Origin of the sequence: Pseudomonas sp. Irchel 3F6 (assembly GCF_900187595.1) — a bacterium.
In the GTDB taxonomy this organism is placed as follows: Bacteria; Pseudomonadota; Gammaproteobacteria; order Pseudomonadales; family Pseudomonadaceae; genus Aquipseudomonas; species Aquipseudomonas siliginis.
In genome coordinates, this window is record NZ_FYDP01000003.1 from 146,162 (window position 1) to 169,065 (window position 22,904).

The 22,904-nt window shown below is 60.9% G+C and carries 21 protein-coding genes; 10 read left to right on the forward strand and 11 right to left on the reverse strand.

Going from position 1 to position 22,904, the window contains the following annotated elements:
• Positions 1-279 precede the first annotated feature (279 nt).
• The 5 genes from ureE to CKW30_RS12400 all read left to right on the forward strand — a co-directional run bounded on the left by ureE (position 280) and on the right by CKW30_RS12400 (position 3,929).
• The gene (gene ureE / locus CKW30_RS12380) at positions 280-780 is read left to right on the forward strand and encodes an urease accessory protein UreE (protein WP_039756959.1); all 501 of its coding nucleotides are present in this window, start codon (positions 280-282) and stop codon (positions 778-780) included.
• Positions 777-1,451, forward strand: coding sequence for an urease accessory protein UreF (locus CKW30_RS12385; protein ID WP_095180943.1), 675 nt, complete (start codon positions 777-779; stop codon positions 1,449-1,451). The genes ureE and CKW30_RS12385 overlap by 4 nt, the downstream gene beginning before the upstream one ends.
• Before the next feature lie 23 nt (positions 1,452-1,474).
• Positions 1,475-2,089, forward strand: a complete 615-nt coding sequence (gene ureG, locus CKW30_RS12390; protein ID WP_016771910.1) for an urease accessory protein UreG — start codon at positions 1,475-1,477, stop codon at positions 2,087-2,089.
• Between the two features lie 27 nt (positions 2,090-2,116).
• Positions 2,117-2,689, forward strand: coding sequence for a HupE/UreJ family protein (locus CKW30_RS12395; RefSeq protein ID WP_041480708.1), 573 nt, complete (start codon positions 2,117-2,119; stop codon positions 2,687-2,689).
• 106 nt (positions 2,690-2,795) lie between these two features.
• Complete coding sequence (locus tag CKW30_RS12400) at positions 2,796-3,929, forward strand: AGE family epimerase/isomerase (RefSeq protein WP_095180944.1); 1,134 nt, start codon at positions 2,796-2,798, stop codon at positions 3,927-3,929.
• Between the two features lie 95 nt (positions 3,930-4,024).
• Here the strand turns inward: CKW30_RS12400 and CKW30_RS12405 are convergent, their stop codons facing one another.
• From CKW30_RS12405 to CKW30_RS12445, 8 genes are all read right to left on the reverse strand, one after another.
• Positions 4,025-4,789 (reverse strand): SDR family oxidoreductase, encoded by a 765-nt coding sequence (locus CKW30_RS12405; protein WP_016771914.1) that lies wholly within the window; start codon positions 4,787-4,789, stop codon positions 4,025-4,027.
• Between the two features lie 829 nt (positions 4,790-5,618).
• Positions 5,619-6,335 carry an ABC transporter ATP-binding protein gene (locus CKW30_RS12415; protein WP_016771915.1) on the reverse strand — a complete coding sequence of 239 codons (717 nt, stop codon included), beginning with the start codon at positions 6,333-6,335 and terminating at the stop codon, positions 5,619-5,621.
• On the reverse strand, positions 6,332-7,204 hold the full coding sequence (locus tag CKW30_RS12420; protein ID WP_041480710.1) for an ABC transporter ATP-binding protein: 873 nt from the start codon (positions 7,202-7,204) through the stop codon (positions 6,332-6,334). Before CKW30_RS12420 ends, CKW30_RS12415 begins: the two co-directional genes overlap by 4 nt.
• The gene (livM, locus tag CKW30_RS12425; protein WP_095180945.1) at positions 7,201-8,502 is read right to left on the reverse strand and encodes a high-affinity branched-chain amino acid ABC transporter permease LivM; all 1,302 of its coding nucleotides are present in this window, start codon (positions 8,500-8,502) and stop codon (positions 7,201-7,203) included. Before livM ends, CKW30_RS12420 begins: the two co-directional genes overlap by 4 nt.
• 3 nt (positions 8,503-8,505) lie before the next feature.
• The gene (locus CKW30_RS12430) at positions 8,506-9,420 is read right to left on the reverse strand and encodes a branched-chain amino acid ABC transporter permease (protein WP_041480712.1); all 915 of its coding nucleotides are present in this window, start codon (positions 9,418-9,420) and stop codon (positions 8,506-8,508) included.
• A gap of 244 nt (positions 9,421-9,664) precedes the next feature.
• Positions 9,665-10,798, reverse strand: coding sequence for an ABC transporter substrate-binding protein (locus CKW30_RS12435; RefSeq protein WP_041480713.1), 1,134 nt, complete (start codon positions 10,796-10,798; stop codon positions 9,665-9,667).
• A 368-nt stretch (positions 10,799-11,166) separates the two neighbouring features.
• Complete coding sequence (locus tag CKW30_RS12440; protein ID WP_095180946.1) at positions 11,167-12,450, reverse strand: FAD-binding oxidoreductase; 1,284 nt, start codon at positions 12,448-12,450, stop codon at positions 11,167-11,169.
• A gap of 197 nt (positions 12,451-12,647) precedes the next feature.
• Positions 12,648-14,138 (reverse strand): aldehyde dehydrogenase family protein, encoded by a 1,491-nt coding sequence (locus CKW30_RS12445; protein WP_095180947.1) that lies wholly within the window; start codon positions 14,136-14,138, stop codon positions 12,648-12,650.
• Positions 14,139-14,302: 164 nt separating this feature from the next.
• On the opposite strand from CKW30_RS12445, the gene CKW30_RS12450 reads away from it, so the two are divergent.
• The 3 genes from CKW30_RS12450 to nadE all read left to right on the forward strand — a co-directional run bounded on the left by CKW30_RS12450 (position 14,303) and on the right by nadE (position 17,472).
• Positions 14,303-15,202, forward strand: coding sequence for a LysR family transcriptional regulator (locus tag CKW30_RS12450; protein ID WP_041480716.1), 900 nt, complete (start codon positions 14,303-14,305; stop codon positions 15,200-15,202).
• A 214-nt stretch (positions 15,203-15,416) separates the two neighbouring features.
• Positions 15,417-16,640, forward strand: a complete 1,224-nt coding sequence (gene pncB / locus CKW30_RS12455; protein ID WP_041480717.1) for a nicotinate phosphoribosyltransferase — start codon at positions 15,417-15,419, stop codon at positions 16,638-16,640.
• Between the two features lie 4 nt (positions 16,641-16,644).
• The gene (gene nadE, locus CKW30_RS12460; RefSeq protein WP_056787583.1) at positions 16,645-17,472 is read left to right on the forward strand and encodes an ammonia-dependent NAD(+) synthetase; all 828 of its coding nucleotides are present in this window, start codon (positions 16,645-16,647) and stop codon (positions 17,470-17,472) included.
• A gap of 157 nt (positions 17,473-17,629) precedes the next feature.
• On the opposite strand, the gene azu is transcribed toward nadE, so the two are convergent.
• Positions 17,630-18,073: an azurin gene (gene azu, locus CKW30_RS12465; RefSeq protein WP_095180948.1), complete on the reverse strand. Its 444-nt coding sequence runs from the start codon at positions 18,071-18,073 to the stop codon at positions 17,630-17,632.
• Positions 18,074-18,415: 342 nt separating this feature from the next.
• Here azu and CKW30_RS12470 point away from each other — a divergent pair, with 342 nt between their 5' ends.
• Together CKW30_RS12470 and CKW30_RS12475 are read left to right on the forward strand one after the other, a co-directional pair.
• A complete protein-coding gene (locus CKW30_RS12470) occupies positions 18,416-19,003 on the forward strand; it encodes a TIGR00730 family Rossman fold protein (protein WP_095180949.1) in 588 nt (195 codons plus the stop codon).
• A 68-nt stretch (positions 19,004-19,071) separates the two neighbouring features.
• The gene (locus tag CKW30_RS12475; RefSeq protein WP_016771927.1) at positions 19,072-19,260 is read left to right on the forward strand and encodes a hypothetical protein; all 189 of its coding nucleotides are present in this window, start codon (positions 19,072-19,074) and stop codon (positions 19,258-19,260) included.
• A gap of 208 nt (positions 19,261-19,468) precedes the next feature.
• Here CKW30_RS12475 and CKW30_RS12480 read toward each other — a convergent pair whose 3' ends face one another.
• Both CKW30_RS12480 and CKW30_RS12485 read right to left on the reverse strand, forming a co-directional pair.
• A complete protein-coding gene (locus CKW30_RS12480; protein ID WP_041480721.1) occupies positions 19,469-20,359 on the reverse strand; it encodes a transglutaminase family protein in 891 nt (296 codons plus the stop codon).
• The gene (locus CKW30_RS12485) at positions 20,359-22,845 is read right to left on the reverse strand and encodes a circularly permuted type 2 ATP-grasp protein (RefSeq protein ID WP_095180950.1); all 2,487 of its coding nucleotides are present in this window, start codon (positions 22,843-22,845) and stop codon (positions 20,359-20,361) included. Before CKW30_RS12485 ends, CKW30_RS12480 begins: the two co-directional genes overlap by 1 nt.
• Positions 22,846-22,904: the final 59 nt, after the last annotated feature.

Below are 22,904 nucleotides of genomic sequence, written 5' to 3' on the forward strand. Positions count from 1 at the left end.
GCGCAAAGCCCCTGTGGGAGCGAGCCTGCTCGCGAAAGCGCTGGGTCAGCTGAATACATCTGTCTGACACGGCGCATTCGCAAGCAGGCTCGCTCCCACATTGAACATCCGTCACGGCATCGAATTGGTGCATGACAAATCCTTCATGCACCAAAACCTTCCAGAATCGCCGCGCCTGTTGAAAGATCAGGCAAGCGCCGACAGCTATTTCCTACAGATCACCCGATTGGCGCGGCGCTTGCTCTAGCCCATTCAACGTTCATTGCTGGAAGCTTTCCGATGCTGGTGATTCATCGCAGAATCGACCCTCAACCCGTCTGGGCCGCCGAGCTGCACCTGACCTTCGAAGCGCGCAGCAAAAGCCGTTTGCGCTGTTTCAGTGCCGAAGGCGAAGACGTCGGGTTGTTTTTGGAGCGCGGCCAGCCACCGCTGTATGACGGCGAATGCCTGCAGGCTGAAGACGGCCGTGTCGTGCGCGTCTGCGCCCGCCCTGAACAACTGCTCCATGTCACTTGCGCCAATGCGTTCGAACTGACCCGCGCGGCCTATCACCTCGGCAACCGCCATGTCGCCCTGCAAGTCGGCGATGGCTGGCTGCGCCTGCTCGACGATTACGTGCTCAAGGCGATGCTCGAACAGCTCGGCGCGCAGGTCGAGGCTATCGAAGCGCCGTTCCAGCCGGAACACGGCGCTTACGGCGGCGGCCATCATCATTCCCGCCACGGCGACGAAGACTTCAACTACGCGCCGAAACTCCACCAGTTCGGCGTGCGCCTGTGAATCCGGCCTGGGCGCTGCTGCGTCTGGCCAGTCCGCAATTGCCGATTGGCGGCTACAGCTATTCCCAGGGTCTGGAAATGGCGGTGGATAATGGCCGGGTCCACAACCCGGACGGCGCCCGCCGCTGGATCAGCGATCAACTGCTGCTCAACCTCGCGCGCTTCGAAGCGCCGCTGCTGTTGGCGCATTGCCAGGCCGCAGCAGATGAAAACTGGGCCGAATTACGACAACTCTGCGAGAGCCACCGCGCCAGTCGCGAAACCCGCGAGTTGCATCTGGAGAGCCGGCAGATGGGCTACTCCCTGCAGCAGTTGTTGAACGGTTTGCCGGAACTCGATGCGCCCGCCCGCGACTTTCTTGAACAGACCACAGAACCGCATCTCGCCCTGTGCTGGGCACTGGCGGCACGCGCCTGGGGCATCAGCCCGCAGGACGCTCTTGCCGCGTGGCTGTGGAGCTGGCTGGAAAACCAGCTCGCCGTATTGATGAAAACCCTGCCGCTGGGCCAGCAAGCCGCCCAGCGCCTGACCAGCGAACTGCTGCCGCTGCTGCAACAGGCGCAGTACGACGCGACCCACATCAACCCCGAACACATCGGCAGCGCCGCGTTTGGCCTGTCTCTGGCGTGCATGGCCCACGAGCGCCAGTACAGCCGTCTCTTCCGCTCTTAGGGCTGTTTATTTTGGAGAATGAAATGGATACACAACCTCTGCGCGTCGGCATCGGCGGCCCGGTCGGTTCCGGCAAAACCGCACTGACCCTGGCCCTGTGCCTGGCCCTGCGCGAGCGCTACAACCTCGCCGTGGTCACCAACGATATCTACACCCGCGAAGACGCCGATTTCCTGGTGCGCAACGAAGCCCTCGCGCCGGAGCGGATCATCGGCGTGGAAACCGGCGGCTGCCCGCACACGGCGATCCGCGAAGACGCCTCGATCAACCTCGAGGCGGTCGATCAACTGAACCGGCGTTTTCCCGGGCTGGATCTGATTCTGGTGGAGTCCGGCGGCGACAACCTCTCGGCGACCTTCAGCCCGGAGCTGTCGGACCTGACCATCTACGTGATCGACGTCTCCGCCGGCGACAAGCTGCCGCGCAAGGGCGGCCCGGGGATCTGCAAGTCCGACCTGCTGGTGATCAACAAGATCGACCTCGCGCCACTGGTGGGCGCCTCGCTGGAAATGATGGACAGCGACACCAAACGCATGCGCAACGGCAAGCCGTTCGTTTTCAGCAACCAGAAAACCGGTCAGGGCCTTGAAGAAATCATCGCCTTCATCGAACGCCAGGGCCTGCTGACCGCCGCCTGAACCACTTATCAACAAGGAAGCTTATCCATGACACTCAAACGCATTCTTGGCGCCGTGGCGCTGCTGCTGACACCGGCACTGGCCTTCGCGCACCCTGGGCATGGCGACAGCGGCCTCGTCGCGGGCATCAGCCACCCGATCGGCGGGCTCGACCACTTGCTGGCAATGCTCGCCGTCGGTTTGTGGGCGGCGCAGCAACAAGGCGCGGCGCGCTGGGCGCTGCCGTGCACGTTTGTCGGCACCATGCTGCTGGGCGGCCTGCTCGGTTTTGAAGGGCTGGAGTTGCCGGCGCTGGAAAGCGGGATTGCTGCTTCGGTATTGGCGCTGGGCCTGGCCGTGGCACTGGCCGTGCGTCCGCCGCTGGTGATGGCGGTGGCAGCGACGGCGCTGTTTGCGCTGTTCCATGGCGTGGCGCATGGGCTGGAGCTGCCGGAAATGAGCAGCCCGTGGGCGTATGCGGCCGGGTTTGTCGCGGCGACAGCGGTTTTGCATGCGCTCGGTTATGGCGTGGTGCGAGTTCTTCCGCAGGCAGCGGCGCCGCTGGTGCGGTTGGCGGGTGCGGCTTCGGCGGCGACTGGGGTGTGGTTGCTCGCAGGCTAATCTCTATCGCCTGAGCCAGCGATGACGGCCGATCAGACACCAAACCTTTAAAGGCTGCCTCTCTGCTACCATGTCGCGCAATCGCCCCAGCCCGTGACGCCCGCCCATGTCCCACGCTTCCCGCTCCACCGCCCTGCCCGAATTGACCGCCCTGTTTGGCCAAGTGCAGCAGCATTTCCTCGACGTGATCGTGCCGCTGTGGCAAGGCCCGGGCTGGAATGCCGACATGGCGTTGCCGTACGAGGCGCTGGACGCCGCGCATCAACCGCTGCCAGTGCAGCGCTATCGGGCGATGGCCTGCGCACGGCAGCTGTATCTGTTCTCCAGCCTGATCGGGATTGTGGATAACGCCGAAGTCCGCGCCGCCGCGTTGTTCCGTTCGCTGCAACGGCATTTCCATGATGCCGAGCACGGCGGCTGGTTCTACAGCATCGATGCGCAAGGCAAGCCGCTGGATCAACGCAAGGATCTCTACACCCACGCCTTCATCCTGTTCGCCTGCGCGCATTACTGGGACAAGTCCCGGGATTCGCTGGCCGAGTCGACATTGAACGCCGCGCTGGAAATCATCGGCCGCCGATTCGCCACCGGCGACGGTTTGTACGAAGCCTGCCTTGAGCGTGACTGGCTCACCCTGCAAACCGGGCCACTGCAAAATCCACTGATGCATCTGGCCGAAGCTTTTCTGGCCACCCTCGCCGTGCGTGAAGACCTGCAGACGCACAACGCCCTGCTTGAGTTATGCACAGCCATGCACAAGCAGTTCGTCGATCCGCAATATGGCGTGTTGATGGAGAAGCCGCTGGGCGCTGTGGATAACTGGTACGAGCCGGGGCACCAGTTCGAATGGTATTTCCTGCTCGAATCGTCGGCGCTGTTGCGCGATTCGAAACTGCACCGGGCGCTGGATCGGGCGTTTGCCTTTACCGAGCAGTATGGCGTGCTGGAGTCCTGCGGCGCGGTGCGGGCGATGCTTGATCTGGAAAGCAATGGTCGGCCCAGAGATTCCACCCAACGGATCTGGGCTCAAGCCGAATACCTGCGTGCGCTGACCTTGCGGGCGGACAGCGAAGCGGTGGTGCTGCGCCAGTTGCAGGCGTTGCAGCAGCGGTTTCTGCATGCCGGCGGCTGGCATGAGTGTCGCGATGAGAATGGAGAGGTCAGTCGCAAGGACATGCCTTCGACCACGCCTTATCATTTGGCGACTTGCTATCACGGTTTGGCTGCGTATCTTCGCTGACCGACCAATTGCTATCGCGAGCAGGCTCGCTCCCACATCTTGGAATGCATTCCCCTGTGGGAGCGAGCCTGCTCGCGAATGGCCTCAGCGCGGTATCAAGCCTTGTTACGCTCGATGGCAAACCCGGCCCAGGTCTGGCTCACCGGCATCAGTTCGAGGCTATTGATGTTGATGTGCGCGGGGGTGTTCATCACCCAGAAAATCGTCTCGGCGATGTCCTGCGGCTGGATCGGCTCGGCGCCGGCGTAAGTGGCGTTGTAGCGTTCCTGGTCACCGGCAAAACGTACCAGCGAGAACTCGCTTTCGCACAGGCCGGGTTCGATGTTGCTGACCCGCACGCCAGTACCTTGCAGGTCGCAACGCAGGTTCAGCGAGAACTGTTTGACGAAGGCTTTGCTCGCGCCGTACACGTGGCTGCCCGGGTACGGGTAGTTACCGGCGATGGAACCGAGGTTGACGATACCGGCACCACGGCCGTGGGCGATCAGCCGAGGCAGCAGCAGGCGGGTGGCGTACATCAGGCCTTTGACGTTGGTGTCGACCATGGTGTCCCAGTCATCCAGATCGCACTTGGGTGCCGGGTCGACGCCGAGCGCCAGGCCGGCGTTGTTGATCAAGCCACGGAGTTTGGCGAAGGACGGCGGCAGGTTGGCGATCGCCTCCTCCATCGCCTTGCGATCGCGCACATCGAGAACCAGACCATGCACTTCGGTCTGCTTCGACAGTTCGGCGCACAGGGCATTGAGGCGCTCTTCACGACGGCCGGTCAGGACCAGCTTCCAGCCAGCCTCGGCAAAACGCCGGGCACAGGCTTCACCAAAACCGGACGTCGCGCCGGTGATAAACAGGGTGTCGGACATCGTGTTCTCCTTGCTTCGGCCGCCACGGCAGCCCTTGGAATAGAAAATCAGCAGGCAGCATGCCCGCCCTCGCGAATACGGGCAACACTTGCCAACTGTACAAAAATCAACCAAGTGCGCCAGGACCTTAGCCTGCGTGGCCTGTAGCCATGTGCACGCATGTTATCCACAATCTGCTCCACAGTTTCCGGGGGCAAGTGCAAACGTGCAAAGCCGCGCCACACAAGGCTTTGCGGGCGAAATGGAAAGTTTTTTGCTTGACCGTGAGGCGGGGGATGTGCGGGACAGGGCATTTTGCACGACGGACGGTGTCACCGGGTGATTGCGCGAGGCCAGCAATTACGGCGCTCCGCGAGGTCTTTCCAGAGTTTAGTCACAGACTTATCCACAGGCTTGCGCACATGGAATTGCCATGTCTCTGCTCCCCAGAAAAAGGTTGACAACGACGCCGCGCGCTCCAGCAAAAATGCCTGATCAAAAAACAAACACATCCCTGCAAGCCACGTTTCATAAGGCTTGCAGCCAGATACACCCACGTTATTCACAGCCAGCTCCACAGTAACCGGGGACAAGTCAAAACTGTGCAAAAACAGCCATTTGCAGCGTCTATATGTCGCGCTTTGGCAGCTGGGAGAATTTGTTTTCCACAATTCTGAATTCCGCTTGATGTCATGCCTTGATTCCATGTAGGAGCTGCCGAAGGCTGCGATCTTCTGATTTTTTTAATATCAAAAGATCGCAGCCTTCAGCAGCTCCTACACAGTGAGTTTGAAGGATAAAAAAGCCCCGGGACTCTTGTCGCCGGGGCTGTGTGCAACCGCGAGAAGAATCAGTGCCCACCAAGATAGGCGTTACGCACCTCCTCATTCACCAGCAGTTCTTTGCCGGTGCCGGTCAGGCGAATCTCGCCGTTGACCATCACATACGCCCGGTCCGACAGCTTCAGCGCATGGTTGGCGTTCTGCTCGACGAGGAAAATCGTCATCCCGGTTTTCGCCAGCTCGCGCAGCGTGGCGAAGATCTGCTTCACCACGATCGGCGCCAGACCCAGGCTCGGTTCATCGAGCAGCAACAGCTTCGGCCGGCTCATCAGCGCACGGGCGATGGCGAGCATCTGCTGTTCACCGCCAGACATGGTCATCGCCCGCTGATTGCGTCGCTCTTCAAGCCGTGGAAACAGCTCGAACATGCGCTGCATGTCCTCTTTGGCGTACTTGTCGCCAATCGGGATGGTGCCCATCAGCAGGTTTTCCTCGACGGTCATGTCGGGGAAAACCCGCCGCCCTTCCGGCGACTGCGCGATACCGTTGGAGGCGATGTAGTGCGAGGACTTCTGCGTGATGTCGACGCCCTGATAGAGAATCTGCCCGCCCGCCGCTCTGGGCTGGCCGAAGATCGACATCAGCAAGGTCGACTTGCCGGCGCCGTTGGAGCCGATCAGGCTGACGGTCTCGCCTTCGTTGATCTGCAATGAAACGCCCTTGAGCGCCTGGATGGGGCCGTAGAACACGTCCAGATTGCGCAGTTCGAGGATCGGTTGGCTCATACCAGCTCCTCTTCGTCAGCGCCCAGGTAAGCCGCAATCACTTTCGGATCGTTGCGGATCGCTTCCGGCCCGCCTTCGGCGATGACGATGCCGTGGTCGAGAACCACGATGTGATCGGAAATGCTCATGACCATGCCCATGTCGTGTTCGATCAGCACCACGGTCAGATCGTGCTCGTCGCGCAGCAGCCGGATCATCGCGCTGAGCGCTTCGGTTTCCTGAGGATTGAGGCCGGCGGCCGGTTCGTCGAGGCAGATGATCTGCGGCCGCGTGCACATGGCCCGGGCAATTTCCAGACGCCGTTGTTGGCCGTAGGACAGCTCACCGGCCAGACGGTTGGCGCAGTCCACCAGATCGACCACTTCGAGCCAGTAGAACGCGACATCCAGCGCATCGCTCTCGGCCTTGCGATAGCCCTTGGTGTTGAGGATGCCGGCGAGCATGTTGCGGTTGACCCACATGTGCTGCGCCACCAGCAGGTTTTCCAGCACCGACATTTCCTTGAACAGGCGAATGTTCTGGAACGTACGGGCGAGACCGGCACGGTTCACCAGGTGAGTACCGCCAAACATTTTGTAGTACATGCGGCTGAGGAAGGATTTCGGCGAGACGAAATCGGTCGCTTTGAACGACTCGCCCAGCAACTGGATGACGTTGGTCTGCTGGCCGCGCACGTTGAGTTCGATCTTGCCGCCCGTGGCCTTGTAGAAACCGGTCAGGCAGTTGAACACCGTGGTCTTGCCAGCACCGTTGGGGCCGATCAGGGCGAAGATCGAATTGCGTTTGACCTTCAGGCTGACATCGCTCAAAGCCTTGATGCCACCGAAATGCATCATCAGTTTTTCAACAGAGAGTACGACTTCACTCATGGCGCAGTCCTCTCGTAGTGAATGGCACCTTTGCGTGGTTTGACCCCGGTGCGGCTGATGCGGATCAACCCGCGTGGTCGCCAGATCATCATCAACACCATCAGGATGCCGAACAGCAGCACGCGGTATTCAGCGAAGCCACGCAGCAGTTCCGGGGCGACGGTGAGCACGAATGCGGCGATGACCACGCCGATGGTCGAACCCATGCCGCCGAGCACGACGATGGCGAGGATCAGCGCCGACTCGAAGAAGGTGAACGAGGTCGGGTTGACGAAGCCTTGATAGGTGGCGAAGAACACCCCGGCCAGACCCGCCGTCGACGCACCGATGGTGAACGCCGAGAGCTTGACCAGTACGTGGTTGAGGCCCATCGAGCGGCAGGCGATTTCATCTTCACGCAGGGCTTCCCAGGCGCGACCGACCGGCATCTTCACCAGCCGATGCTTGACGTACAACACCGCCAGCACCACCAGGAACAGCACCGCGTAGATGAAGTAATACTTCACGTCCGGGTTGTAGGTCAGGCCGAAGAACTCATGAAACGGCACCCCGCCATCCTTCGCCCGCTTGCCGAACTCCAGACCGAAGAACGTCGGCAATGGCGCCGGCATGCCGTTCGGGCCGCCGGTCAGCGACAGCCAGTTGTTCAGCACCAGACGAATGATTTCACCAAAACCCAGGGTCACGATCGCCAGATAGTCACCGTGCAGACGCAACACCGGGAAACCGAGAATGCAGCCAGCCAGGCCTGCGGTGATTGCCGCCAGCGGCAGCACGGTCCAGAAACCCAGACCGAGATACTGGTAACCCAATGCCAGACCGTAGGCGCCGATGGCGTAGAACGCCACGTAACCGAGATCGAGCAGCCCGGCCAGACCGACCACAATGTTCAGCCCCAGCCCCAGCAGCACGTAGATCAAACCAAGGATGACCACCCCCAGCAGATAGGAGTTGGAGACAAACGGCACGATGATCGCCAGCACAATGATCAGCGGAATGATCCAGCGCAGCCGCGATTTGTAGTCCGCCGGCAGCACGTGCACGCCGGAACCGCTGCTCTCGAACCCGTCGAGGATCTTCAGGCCCTTGGGGGTTTGCAGGAACAGGCTGAGGGCAAAGCGACCGGCCATGACGATGGCAATGATCCACGCCACACGGGTTGCTTCGAGGTTGAAGCTGTAGCCGTCGAGGACCACGCCGACAATCGGCCCGAACACGATCAGCGCAATCAGGCCAGTAAGAATCGCCTCGACCAGACTTTTTTTGATATCGATGGATTTTTCAGTGGTTGCAGACATCGCTTACACCTTCGACACAAGAGGACGGCCCAACAGGCCCTGCGGCCGGAAGACCAGTACGAGGACGAGCAGCGAGAAACTGAACACGTCTTTGTAGTCGGAGTTGACCAGACCGGAGAACAGCGACTCGGAGATGCCGAGGATGATCCCGCCGAGCATCGCGCCGGGCAGTGAACCGATGCCGCCCAGAACCGCTGCGGTGAACGCCTTGATGCCGATGATGAAGCCGGCATAGAAGTCGAACGTGCCGTAGTTCATTGTGATCAGCACACCGGCCAGTGCCGCCATGGCTGCACCGATGATGAACACGTAGGAAATCACCCGGTCGGTGTTGATCCCCAGGATCGAGGCCATCTTGCGGTCTTGCTGGGTCGCACGGCACATGCGGCCGAGCTTGGTGTATTTGATGATGTAGGTCAGCAGCCCCATGCCGACAAACGCGGCGATCAGGATGAAGACTTTGGTGTAGGTCAGTTGCACGAAGCCGGTGCCGACTTCAACACGCCAGGCACCGGTCAGCAGCGTAGGCACGCCCTGTTGTTTGGCGCCCTGAGCGATCTGTGCGTAGTTCTGCAGAATCAGCGAAATACCGATAGCGCTGATCAGCGGCGCCAGGCGGGTCGAGTTACGCAGGGGTTTGTAGGCGACACGCTCGATGACCCAGCCATACACCGCCGTGACGACGATGGTGAAGATCAGCGTACCGAGCATCAGCAGCGGGAAGGATTCGATACCGAAGTAAGCCAGCAGAGCCAGACTGATTGCCGCCAGGTAAGCGGAAATCATGTAAACCTCGCCGTGGGCGAAGTTGATCATGCCGATGATGCCGTAGACCATTGTGTAGCCGATGGCGATCAGGCCATAGACCGACCCGAGGGTCAGGCCATTGACCAGTTGCTGCAGGAAAATACCATCCATAACGCAATCTCACGCAGTGAGAACCTGCGCGCCATCGGCGCGCGGTTCTTCTAGGAAAAATACAGATGTACGTCGGAGCAATGTCGGAGCGTGATCAGCCCGATCACCACTGATCCCTCTGTGGGAGCGAGCCTGCTCGCGAAAGCGGTTGAACACTCAACGCAGAGGTTGTTTGTCAGTGCGTCTTCGCGAGCAGGCTCGCTCCCACAGGGGATCGGTGGTGATCAGATGATCGCTTCAGCCCTTACTTCTGCTTTTCCAGCTGGTGGTATTTGCCGTCCTTGTCCCACTGGTAAACCACGTAGTCGGAGACTTTCAGGTCGCCTTTGGCGTCCCAGGTCTTCTCGCCCATCACGGTTTTCACCGGGTTGGCTTTCAGCCACTTGGCAGCGGCTTCGCCGTCGTTTTTCTTCGCGCCATTGAACGCTGCCGCCAAGGTCTGAACCGAGGCGTAGGCGTACAGGGTGTAGCCTTCAGGCTCAGTGCCGGCCTTGCGGAACGCGTCCACTACGGTCTTGCTTTCCGGCAACAGGCGCGGGTCGGCGCCGAAAGTCATCAGCACGCCATCGGTGAATTGCGGGCCGCCAGCGGTGGTCACCAGTTCGTCGGTCACGATGCCGTCGTCGGACATGAACTTGACGTCTTTCAGACCTTGTTCACGCAGCTGGCGAACCAGCGGACCGGCTTCCGGGTGCAGGCCGCCGAAATAGACGACATCGGCGCCGGCGCCACGGATCTTGGTGACGATGGTGCTGAAGTCTTTCTCGCCACGGGTCAGGCCTTCGTACAGCACAGGCTTGACGCCGCGTTTTTCCAGCTGAGCCTTGGTGGCGTCAGCCAGGCCTTGGCCGTAGGTGTCCTTGTCGTGCAGCACGACGACTTTCTTGCCCTTGAGCATGTCGACGATGTAGTCGCCGGCAACGATGCCTTGCTGGTCGTCACGTCCGCACATACGGAACATGGCGCTGAGGCCGCGTTCGGTAACTTGCGGGTTGGTCGAGCCCGGAGTGATCGCGATGATCCCGGCTTCGTCGTAGATTTCCGACGCTGGAATGGTCGAAGAGGAGCAGAAGTGACCGACCACGCCGGCGACTTTCTGGTTGGTGAGGTCCTTGGCGACCGTCACTGCCTGCTTCGGTTCGCAGGCGTCGTCGCCTTTGACCAGGACGATTTTTTCCCCGTTGACGCCACCCGCCGCGTTGACCGCATCGGCCGCCGCCTGTGCACCCTTCATGTACTGCTCGCCGAATGCCGCGTTGGCACCGGTCATAGGACCCGCTACACCGATCTTGATATCAGCTTGAGCAAACGCAGAAACACCCAGCGCAGTAGCGACTGCGAGGGCCAGAAAGCCTTTCTTGTAAAACGTCTGGGACATGAGGTGGTGCTCCAAGGTTTTTTTTAGTTGGCACTGCGACTTCACTTCACTCAAAGCTCAGAGCAAGGCCCGTGCCATCGGTTTTTTATTCTTCAAAAAGTCGCTGCGTTGTTGTTATTTCGACTGTTTCGGTCCCATTTTCATTGGGCGTGCAACCGTCTAAACCGCGGAAGGTGAAACCATTTGTTTTTTCAGGCGCAACCCGCACGCGCCATCATTGCAACCGCAGCGGCAAACGACGTGCAACCAGCCTGTAACAGCCCGCGTCACCGAACTGCACACTGCTGGTGCGGTACTGCTACAACCCGCACCATTACAGGCTAGTCGCTGGATGCAAAAGCGCCGCTTGCGGCAACAAATTTCAACACTCAAATGACGATGCGCAGGCACTGGCCCGCGTGATACAGGGAAAACCCGGCCTCGTACAGGCAACTGCGCAAGCCCACACCGGCCAGGGGCTGCATCGGTGCGAAGGGAATCGGCAGTGCCTGCGGATTGCCGTTGCACAGGTAATCGGCAAAAGCTTTGCCGACCACCGTGCCGGTGGTGACGCCGCGACCGTTATAACCGGTGACGGCCACCAGTCCCGGCGCCGGCTCGAACAGGCGCATCAGGTGATCAGGGGTAAACGCAATGCGCCCGGTCCAGGTGCACTGCCACTCGACCGGCTTCAGATTGGGGAAGTAATGCTGCTGCACCCGATCGGCCCAGGCTTTGAGAAACCAGGTCGGTTTCTGGTTGCCATTGCCGAGGCTGCCGAGCAACAGGCGCCCGTCCTTGTCACGGCGGATGCTGCTCAATACCTGACGGGTGTCCCACGAGCCCTGCCCGCCCGGGAGAATTTCTTGCGCAGCGTCTTCGGTAAGTGGCACCGAGGCGACCTGGTAGTAATAACCGGGAAAGAAATTGCGCTTGAGTTCGGTCCAGTCGCCTTCGGTGTAGGCGTTGGAGGCGATGACCACTTGTTCGGCGAGTACCGAACCCTGGGCGGTTTGCACCGACCAGTTCTGCCCGATGCGCTCGAGGCGAGTCACCGGCGAATGATCGAACATCTGCCCGCCGAGCCCGCGCACGGCATTGGCCAGCCCGGTGACATAGGCCATCGGATTGAGCGTGCCGGCGCGGCGATCAAGCAGCGCGGCGGCGATTTTCTGCGTGCCGGTGGCTTGCTCGCAGGCCTTGCCGGTCAGCAGTTCGACCGGCGCGCCACGGCGCTTCCACTGCTGCTCGCGACTGCGCAGATCCGCCTCGCCCTTGGCGTTATGCGCCATGTGCAAAGTGCCTTCGCGGCGCAACTGGCAATCGATGTTGTATTTATCCACAAGGCTGAACACCAGCGCCGGCGCTGCACCAAGCATGCGGTTGAGCTGACTGCCGACCGCCTCGCCGAACCCGGCTTCGATCTCGTCCGGAGGAATCCACATGCCGGCGTTGACCAGCCCGACGTTGCGCCCGGACCCACCATGCCCTGCGCGATGCGCTTCCAGCACGCAGACGCTTTTGCCTTTTTCCAACAGATGCAGCGCCGCTGACAACCCGGTGAACCCGGCGCCGATCACACAGACATCGACCTTGACCTCGCCACTGAGCGCGGCGTTATCCGGGCGTTGTGGCGTGAGCGTTTCCCACAGACATTCTTCGCGTAACGGCATTGCCAGACTCCAACAGAAACCCAACAAACACACAAACCTGAGTGAGCCCCCTGTGGCGAGGGGATTTAGCGAAACGTCGCACCGCCCCGCTGGGTCGCGGAGCGGCCCCAAAATTTCAAAAGCGACGACTGCTTCGCAGCCGAACGGGGATAAATCCCCTCGCCACAGTGCTCACTCCTACAGAGGATCTCCACCTGTCAGTCGAATGTAATGCCCTGCGCCAACGGCAATTCCAGCGAGTAGTTGACGGTGTTGGTCTGCCGGCGCATGTACGCGCGCCAGGCATCGGAGCCGGATTCACGGCCGCCGCCAGTCTCTTTCTCGCCACCAAACGCGCCGCCGATTTCCGCGCCGCTCGGGCCGATATTGACGTTGGCGATGCCGCAGTCACTGCCGACCGCCGACATGAACCGCTCGGCCTCACGCACATCGGTGGTGAAAATGCACGATGACAGGCCTTGCGGCACGGCATTGTTCAGGCGCAGCGCTTCCTCGAAATCGCTGTAGCCGACCACGTAGAGAATCGGCGCGAAGGTTTCGCTGCAGACCACGTCGCTCTGCTCGGGCATTTCCACGATGGCCGGCGACACGTAATAAGCATTGGGGAATTGCTCTTCCAATTGACGCTTGCCGCCGAATACCCGGCCGCCTTCGCTCAGCGCCTGTTCCAGCGCATCCTGCATGTTTTCGAAGCTGTGCCTGTCGATCAGCGGGCCGACCAGATTGCCTTGCAGCGGATGGCCGATGCGTACTTTCGAATAGGCAGCCTTGAGGCGCGTGACGATTTCTTCCTTGACCGATTCATGGGCGATCAGACGGCGCAAAGTCGTGCAGCGTTGCCCGGCGGTGCCGACGGCGCTGAACAGAATCGCGCGCACTGCCATGTCCAGATCGGCGCTCGGGCCGAGGATCATCGCGTTGTTGCCACCCAGTTCAAGAATGCTGCGGGCGAAACGCGCGGCGACTTTCGGCGCCACTTCGCGGCCCATGCGCGTGCTGCCGGTGGCGCTGATCAGCGCAACACGCGGATCATCGACCAGCGCTTCGCCGGCATCGCGACCGCCGATCACCACCTGGCACAGGCTCGCCGGGGCATCGCTGAAATTCTTCACTACGCGATCAAACAGCGCCTGACAGGCCAGCGCGGTCAGCGGGGTTTTCTCTGATGGCTTCCACACCACCGGGTTGCCGCAGACCAGCGCCAGGGTGGTGTTCCACGCCCACACTGCGACCGGGAAGTTGAACGCGCTGATGACGCCGACCACGCCGAGCGGATGCCAGGTTTCACGCATATGGTGGCCCGGGCGCTCGGAGGCGATGGTCAGACCGTACAACTGGCGCGACAGGCCAACGGCGAAATCGCAGATGTCGATCATCTCCTGTACTTCACCCAGGCCTTCCTGAGTGATCTTGCCAGCCTCCCACGACACCAGCTCGCCGAGATCGGCCTTGTATTCGCGCAACACTTCGCCGAACTGACGCACCAGCTCGCCGCGACGCGGTGCCGGCACCTTGCGCCATTGCTCGAATGCATGATCTGCGCGACTGATGTGTTGCTCGACTTCGGCAGCGCCCTCCCAGTTCACCGAGGCAATTTCACCGCCATCGATGGGCGAATGCACCGGCACCTTGCCGTTCTGGTACAGGGCCGGGTTGACTCCCAGACGATCAAGCAATGCGGCTACCATCGGTCTCTCCTCAAGCAAAAACAGAATGTGTGCGGCCATCCTTTGCATGGCCGGGCAGGCCTTTAGTTGTAGCCTCACTGCGGCGATGCAACAAACGACCTTTACGCCAGATATCATTCCGTTTATTCATGCTGCCTAGCGAAAGACAAGAAAAAGGACTGGCCATGCTGAACAGACGCCACTTGCCCTCGATCACCGCGCTGCAATGCTTCGAGGCCGTGACCCGGCACCTGAGTTTTACCCGCGCCGCCGAAGAGCTGAACCTGACCCAGAGTGCGGTGAGCAAACAGGTCGCACAGCTTGAAGAACTGTTGCAGCACTTGCTGTTCCGCCGCGTGCGTCGGCGCTTGCAGATGACGCCGGCCGGGGATTTGTATCTGGTCGAGGTCAGAAAAATCCTCAGCCAAGTGGAGATGTCGACGCATTACCTGCGTTCCTACGGCGGCGAGACCGAAGTCCTGCGAGTCTCTACCCCTTCCACCTTCGGCGCCCGTTGGCTGGTGCCGCGCCTGAAAGGCTGGCGCCTGCGCCATCCGTCGATTCATCTGGATCTGTGTAACGAGCAGGAAGCCGACGATCTGTTGCAGGGGCGCAGCGATCTGGCCTTCTATTTCGGCCAGGCTTCGCGTCCGGGCACCGAATGCCTGAAATTGTTCGGCGAACAACTGGTGCCGGTCTGCGCCCCGGGCAGCCTGCCGGACACGCCATTCACTGACCCGACGCAACTCACCGACCTGGTACTGCTGCAAAATGCCTCGCGACCGCAGGCCTGGCACGACTGGTTCGACAGTCAGGGCTACCACACCGAACACAGCTACCACGGGCCGCGTTTCGAAACCTTTTACATGTGCATCCGCGCCGCCCAGGTCGGCTGTGGCGTGGCGCTGCTGCCGCGGTTTCTGGTGGAAGAGGAATTGGCCGAAGGCAAACTGGTCATACCCTGGCAGCATGCGATGCCCAGCAGCGATGCCTATTACCTGGCCTACCCGGAGCACGCGGCGGAAGTGCCGAAGGTGCGGGATTTTGTGAAATGGATGCTTGAACAAATCGATAGCCCGGTGTGAGGTCAACCGGGATCCCTGTGGGAGCGAGCCTGCTCGCGAAAGCGTCGGGTCAGCCACATCATCTTTAACTGACACACCGCATTCGCGAGCAGGCTCGCTCCCACAGTGGATCTGCGGCGCTCTGAAAAAATGCTGGCAATCCCCACCGCCGATATGCGCCACTAGCGCCATCGATATAGACCGCGCCAGGCGCGGCGCAACTGGAGACCCGTTTATGAGCGAGAGTGTGTTTGCCGATCGCATCGTGCAGAACCTGCTCGACACCGACTTCTACAAGCTGACGATGATGCAGGCGGTGCTGCACAACTACCCCAACGTCGAAGTCGAATGGGAGTTCCGCTGCCGCAACGCCGAGGATCTGCGTCCGTATCTGGCCGAGATCCGCCACCAGATCGAGCGTCTGGCCGAGCTGAGCCTGAGTGCCGATCAGTTGAGTTTTCTCGAGCGCATCAGCTTTCTGAAACCGGATTTTCTGCGCTTCCTCGGCCTGTTCCGCTTCAACCTGCGCTACCTGCACACCGGCATCGAGAACGGAGAGCTGTTCATCCGCCTGCGCGGGCCGTGGCTGCATGTGATCCTCTACGAAGTGCCGCTGCTGGCGATCGTCAGCGAAGTGCGCAATCGCTATCGCTACCGGGAGACTTCGCTGGAGCAGGCACGCGAACAGCTGTATCGCAAGTTCGACTGGCTGACCGCCAATGCTTCGGCCGATGAGCTGTCGCAACTGCAGGTTGCCGATTTCGGCACGCGTCGACGCTTTTCCTTTGGCGTGCAGGCCGAAGTGGTCAACGTGCTCAAGCATGATTTCCCCGGGCGTTTCGTCGGTACCAGCAACGTACATCTGTCCCGCGAGCTGGACATGAAACCGCTGGGCACCATGGCCCACGAGTGGATCATGGCCCATCAGCAACTCGGCCCGCGCCTGATCGACAGCCAGATCGCCGCGCTCGATTGCTGGGTTCGCGAATACCGTGGCCTGCTCGGTATCGCCCTCACCGACTGCATTACCACCGATGCGTTTCTTGGCGATTTCGATCTGTTCTTCGCCAAACTCTTCGATGGCCTGCGCCACGATTCCGGGGACCCGGTGGCGTGGGGTGAAAAGTGCATCGCGCACTATCACAAGCTCGGCATCGACCCGATGAGCAAGACCCTGGTGTTTTCCGACAGTCTGACCCTGCCCAAATCGCTGGAGATTTTCCGCGCGCTGCACGGTCGCATCAATGTGAGCTTCGGCATCGGTACCAACCTCACTTGTGATATCCCGGGTGTCGAACCGATGAGCATCGTGCTTAAAATGACCGCCTGCAACGGCCAGCCGGTGGCGAAGATCTCCGACGAGCCTGGCAAGACCCACTGCAAAGATCCGAATTTCGTCGCCTATTTGCGACATGTGTTCAAGGTTCCTGCCGAATCCAGTCTATCTAGCAAGGAGTGAATTCATGCAAGCCGTACAGCGTGAGATTGCTGAGCAGCTCAAGGTGCAACCACCGTTCGCCGACGATCAGGCCCTGCAGGCCGAAGTCGCCCGGCGCCTGACGTTCATCCAGGAATGTCTGGTCAATTCCGGGCTCAAGACCCTGGTGCTGGGCATCAGCGGCGGCGTCGACTCACTGACCGCCGGCCTCCTGGCCCAGCGCGCGGTACGTGAACTGCGCGAAAAAACCGGCGACGACCGCTACAAATTCATCGCCGTGCGCCTGCCGTATGAAACCCAGTTCGACGAGCACGACGCCAAGGCCTCGCTCGATTGCATCGCCCCTGACGAAATCCACACCGTGAACATCGGCCCGGCGGTCAAGGCGCTGGCGGCTCAGGTGTCGGCGTTCGAAGGCAAACCGGCGGCGTCGGTGGACTTCGTGCTGGGTAATACCAAGGCGCGGATGCGCATGGTGGCGCAGTACACGATTGCCGGAGTGGCGGGCGGTCTGGTGATTGGCACCGACCATGCGGCAGAAGCGGTGATGGGCTTCTTCACCAAATTCGGCGACGGCGCCTGCGACCTCGCCCCGCTCAGCGGCCTGGTGAAAAATCAGGTGCGTGCGATTGCCCGCAGCTTTGGTGCGCCGGAATCGCTGGTCGAGAAAGTGCCGACGGCTGACCTCGAAGACTTGTCGCCGGGCAAGCCGGACGAAGCGGCGCACGGCGTGACCTATGCCGAGATCGATGCGTTTCTGCACGGTGAAGCGGTGCGGGACGAGGCGGCGAAGATCATTGTCGACACGTACAACAAGACCCATCACAAACGCGTGATGCCGTTTGCGCCTTGAGGTATGGAAATGCCTGCACGAGCCTGTAGGAGCTGACGAGTGCAACGAGGCTGCGATCTTTTGATCTTGCTTTGAAGATCAAGATCAAAAGATCGCAGCCTTCGGCAGCTCCTACACAAAAAAAGCGTCCCGGGGGGACGCTTTTTTTGTGCCTGGTTTACTTGACGACGATAGTGCCTTTCATCATCGAGATGTGCCCAGGGAACGAGCAGAAGAAGCCGTAGTCACCGTCAGCTACCTTGGCCACATCGAAGGTCACCGAATCGGTTTCCTTGGCGCCGATGATCTTGGTGTGCGCGATGATGCGGGCGTCGCCATCCTTCAGGTAGTTCTTGTCGATACCGGCTGCCAGGCCGTCGGTAGCGATTGGCTGCATGTCAGCTTTTTTGCTGATCACCAGGTTATGGCCCATGACGTTCTTCGGCAGGCTGCCGGAGTGGGTCAGTTCGACGGTGAAGGTCTTGCAGCTCTTGTCGATCACGATTTCCTTGGTGTTGAAGGTCATCTGATCGGTGGAATCAACGGTGGTTTTGCACTCGGCAGCCATCAATTGGCTGCTGGCCAGCGCCAGCAGGGATACCGCAACAACTTTGGAAAACATGGTGAATCTCCAAGGCAGGGTTAACAAACACGCTAGTGGTGGAAAGACTGCCTGAAATCATCGCAAGTTCATATGACTTGAGTCAAAAATTGTATACAACTTTCAGGCTATGACACCCATCGACACAATCTAACGGCCATTTCGTACGGCCAGCCCTATGATCGGCCCACCTACTGAAACGGAGTGCCAGTCATGTTCTTTAACGGCCTGTTGTGCAGCTTGCTCGCCGCCTACGCTTGTGGCGCCAGCGGTACTTTTGAATCACCCGAACGCGAAGTCTAGCCCTTGGAGCGCAGCGTGCCAGCCGTTACCCTGTGCGCCTGATCGACCCAGGAGTAACGCATGTCGCTGAAATCCGTTTGTGTGTTTTGCGGTGCCAATGCCGGTACCGTGCCGGCCTACACTGAGGCTGCCGTGGCCCTTGGCCGGGCATTGGCCGAGCGAAATCTGACGCTGGTCTACGGCGGCGGCGCGGTCGGCTTGATGGGCATTATGGCTGATGCCGCGCTGGCCGCTGGCGGCGAAGTGATCGGCATCATTCCGCAAAGCCTGATGGACAAGGAGATCGGCCACAAGAGCCTGACGCGCCTAGAAGTGGTCGACGGCATGCATGCGCGCAAGGCGCGGATGGCCGAACTCAGCGATGCATTCATCGCCCTGCCCGGCGGCCTTGGCACGCTGGAAGAGCTGTTCGAAGTCTGGACCTGGGGCCAGCTCGGCTACCACGGCAAGCCTTTGGGGCTGCTGGAAGTGAACGGTTTATACAGCAAACTCACGGCTTTTCTCGATCATATCGTCGGCGAAGGCTTCGTTCGCGCGCCACACCGTGACATGCTGCAAGTGAGCGAATCGCCAGATTCCCTGCTCGACGCCCTCGATCAGTGGCAGCCGACCGTCACACCCAAGTGGGTCGACCAAAAACCCGGTTAACCCCCGGACACCGATACAGGGCAGAATACGCGCCGCTCAACCTCACCTTCGACCCCAGAGGATCGCCCATGGCCAAACCCAATTACTCCTTCGCCAAACGTCAACGAGACCTGGCAAAGGAACAGAAGAAAGAGGAAAAGCTTCAGCGCAAGAAGCAAACCGCTGAAGAAGCGGCACTGAACCCTGACGGTGAAGTGGCGACCGATGATGATGTTGATGCATCCGATGCACCGAAAGATCAGACGCCCGACGCCTGAGCCCCACCGGGTTTGATGATCGAATCAGACCCTGCGGATTTGTGACGGGGCTGGCAGTTCTGCTGCCGGCCTTCACAGCCCTGCTTTCTCTGACACACCAAAATCCCTGTGGGAGCGAGCCTGCTCGCGAAAACGGCGTATCAGTTACAAATGTATTGGCTGACCTGACGCTTTCGCGAGCAGGCTCGCTCCCACATTTGAAGACTCATCAATTCTGAGGCATCACCGTAACCCGCACTTCCGGGTCGTGATTACCGCCACCGAGAATCACCCCACGCAGCGGCGACACATCGGAGAAATCCCTTCCCCACGCCAACGTGATGTGTTCCAGCGCCGGCCGCACATTGTTGGTCGGATCGAAATCCACCCAGCCCGATACCGGACAGAACACCGATACCCACGCATGCGAGGCGTCGGCGCCGATCAGGCGTGGTTGCCCCGGCGGCGGCTGGGTCAGCAGGTAGCCGCTGACATAACGCGCCGCCAGTCCGCGCGAGCGCACACAGGCCAGCATCAGATGAGCGAAGTCCTGACACACGCCGCGTCGACGCTCCAGCACTTCCACCAGCGGCGTCGCCACCTGGGTGGCTTCGGCATCGAAGGTGAATTCGCTGAAGATCTTCTGCATCAGCGCCTGCACCCCGAGCAGCAACGGTCGCCCTGGCGGAAAACAGCTTTGCGAGAACTCGACGAAGCTGCGCTTCAAATGCACATAAGGTGACTGGAACCGGTAGCGACAGGCTTCGAGCAAGTCGGCGGACAACGGCTGACTGCTGTAGGTCAGCGCATCGCGGGTTTGCTCCCACGCCGGCGAGTGATTGAAATCCAGCGCCGGGCGCGCCAGCACCTCGACCGTCAGCCGAGCGTTGACCTGCAATTGGTCATGGGGCCGCTCAAAGGCCAACCGTGTCAGCGGATTGCCGAAAACATCCAGCTCATCCCGGCGCATGGTCGGTTCGGGGCTGATCAGCAACTGCTGCTCGGTGCAGCGCTGCCAGCTGCATTCGCGCGGCCACAGGTGCGCCAGTTGCTGCGCGAGGGAAACCGGGCTGTCGTAGTGATAACAGGTGTCGTGGAAGATCTGATATTGAGCACTCATCACACGGACACCGTTCGCTGGCTGACATCATCGACATGGGCGAAATGGCGCAGGGCCAGACGATCCGATACCTGGCCGCTGGCTTCGGCGATTTCCTGCAACAGATCGGCCAGACCATCCAGCGCGGCACGTACGCTGGATTTGCCGAACAGCGGGTTCTCCAGACAACCGAGATCAAACCGCGACAGACGTTCGACCAACTGTGGCAACGCAGTTTCGCGAGGTGCGCCGAAATCGTCGTTCAAGCGTTTCAGCGTGCGGGTAACCAGTTTCAGCTGAAACAGCACCGCGTGGGGGTTCTGCTCATCCAGCAACAGCAGATCGAGCACCGGAATCAATTGCGCCACCGCCAGATAGCGTGAGCGGTAGGTGATGCTGCTGTTACCCAACTCCAGCAACCACTCCAGCCCCGCCTGATCGAACGCACCCGCGCCGCGCAGAAACGCCGCCAGACTGCTGCTGAGAAATTGCAGGCGTTCGATGCGCCGGCCAATCATCAGAAAGCGCCAGCCTTCATCGCGGGTCATGTCATCCAGCGCAAACCCCGACAGCGCCGCCAGCGACATCACCAGACGGTTGAGGAAATCCAGCAGTTCGCCGAAGTCCGGTTCATCGACTTCCAGCTCCAGCGCCTCGCGCTGCAATTCGACCAGCGCCTGCCAGTTCTCCCGGGACAGCTTGCCGCGCACTTGCGAGGCGGCCCATTGCAGGCGTTGCAAGTTGGAGCGCAGGCTGAACGACCAATCCTCGCCCAGCAACGCAGCGAGCAGGCGCTCCGGCAGTTCGCCTTCATCGGGCAGCAAGGCCAGCCGCTCGCCGAGATCGACCGCTGCTTGCAGCGCCTGCGGATCATCGCCATCGACGTAACGCGTGAGCATGATGCGCAGCAGCCGCGCGCTGTCGTCGCAGCGTTCGCAGTAGCGGCCGAACCAGAACAGATTCTCCACTACCCGCGATGGCAGGTAAGGATCGCGCCGCACCAGATCGTGCACGCCGACATTGCGCTGCGCCTTCCACTGCTCGCCACTCGGCGCACGGTCGCTGAGCACCCAGGTGTCCTTGCTCGCCCCGCCGCGCTGCATCGACACCACTTCGGCATCAGCCTCGGCCGCCACTCGGGTCAGACCGCCCGGCAACACGCGGTAGCCATCGTGGCTGGCCACCGCATACATGCGCATGCCGATCGCGCGGGGTTGCAGATGACCGTCTTCGGCTTGCCACACCGGCGCCTGCGACAGTTGCGCAAGCTCTTGCGCGACGTAGGCATAAGGCCGTGCCTGCATACGCTGCGCCAGCTCGAGGCGCTGGCTTTCACTCAAATCACGGCCGAAAACAGGCGCGAAGCTCTGCGACGGGAACGCCGGTTTGATCAACAGCTCCGGAAGTTTTTCCAGCGCCTGCGCCAGCACCGGCGCTTCACCGCACCACCAGGTGGCGATCGACGGCAGGATCAGTTCCTCGCCGAACAGGTACTGATTGATCTTCGGCAAAAAACCCAGCAGGCCCGGCGATTCAAGCACGCCGCTGCCGAGCGCATTAGCCACCAGCACCCGCCCCTGCCGCACCGCCTCAAGCAGACCGGGGACGCCAAGCGCCGAGTCGGTACGCAGTTCCAGCGGGTCGCAGAAATCATCGTCGAGGCGGCGCATGATCGCGTGCACCCGGCGCAGGCCACTGAGGGTTTTCAGGTAAACGGTGGCATTGCGCACCGTCAGATCGCCGCCCTCGACCAGCGGATAGCCGAGCTGACGCGCCAGATACAGGTGCTCGAAATAACTTTCATTGAATCGCCCCGGTGTCAGCAGCACCACCAGCGGTGCGTCATCGCCCTCCGGTGCCTGACGGGTCAGGGTTTCCTGCAAGGTGCGGAAGAAACCGGCCAGATGCTGGACCTTAAGATCCCGGTACAAATCGGGAAAGGCGCGGGAGACGATGGTGCGGTTTTCCAGCGCATAGCCGGCCCCGGACGGCGCCTGGGTGCGATCGGCAGTGACCCACCAGCGACCATCCGGTGTGCGCGCCAGATCCACGGCATACAAATGCAAAAAGGCTGATTCGGGCGGGGCAATGCCCTGACAGGGCCAGAGAAAATTGTTGTGTCCGAATACCAGCTCGGCGGGCAGCAGGCCTTCGCTGATCAACCGCTGCGGACCGTACAGATCCGCCAGCACTGCATTGAGCAAGCGCGCACGCTGAGCGATGCCGGCGGACAATTGCTGCCATTCATCTGCCGCGATCACATGGGGCAGCAGATCCAGCTCCCACGGCCGGTCAGCGCCCTTGGGATCGGCATAGACGTTGTAGGTAACGCCGTTTTCCTGAATCTGCCGCGCCAGCAAGGCTTGGCGCTGCACCAGTTGCGCCGGACTGCTGCGCTGCAACTGATCGAACAGGCGCCGCCAATGCGAGCGCACCGCGCCGCTGCCGTCGAGCAGTTCGTGATAGGTGCCCGCGGTCAGCGGGTAGCGGTCTAGCAGGTCAGGCATGGAAAGCTCGGCAGACAGCAGGGAACGGTCAGACTAACGCAGGCACATGACACGCGGAT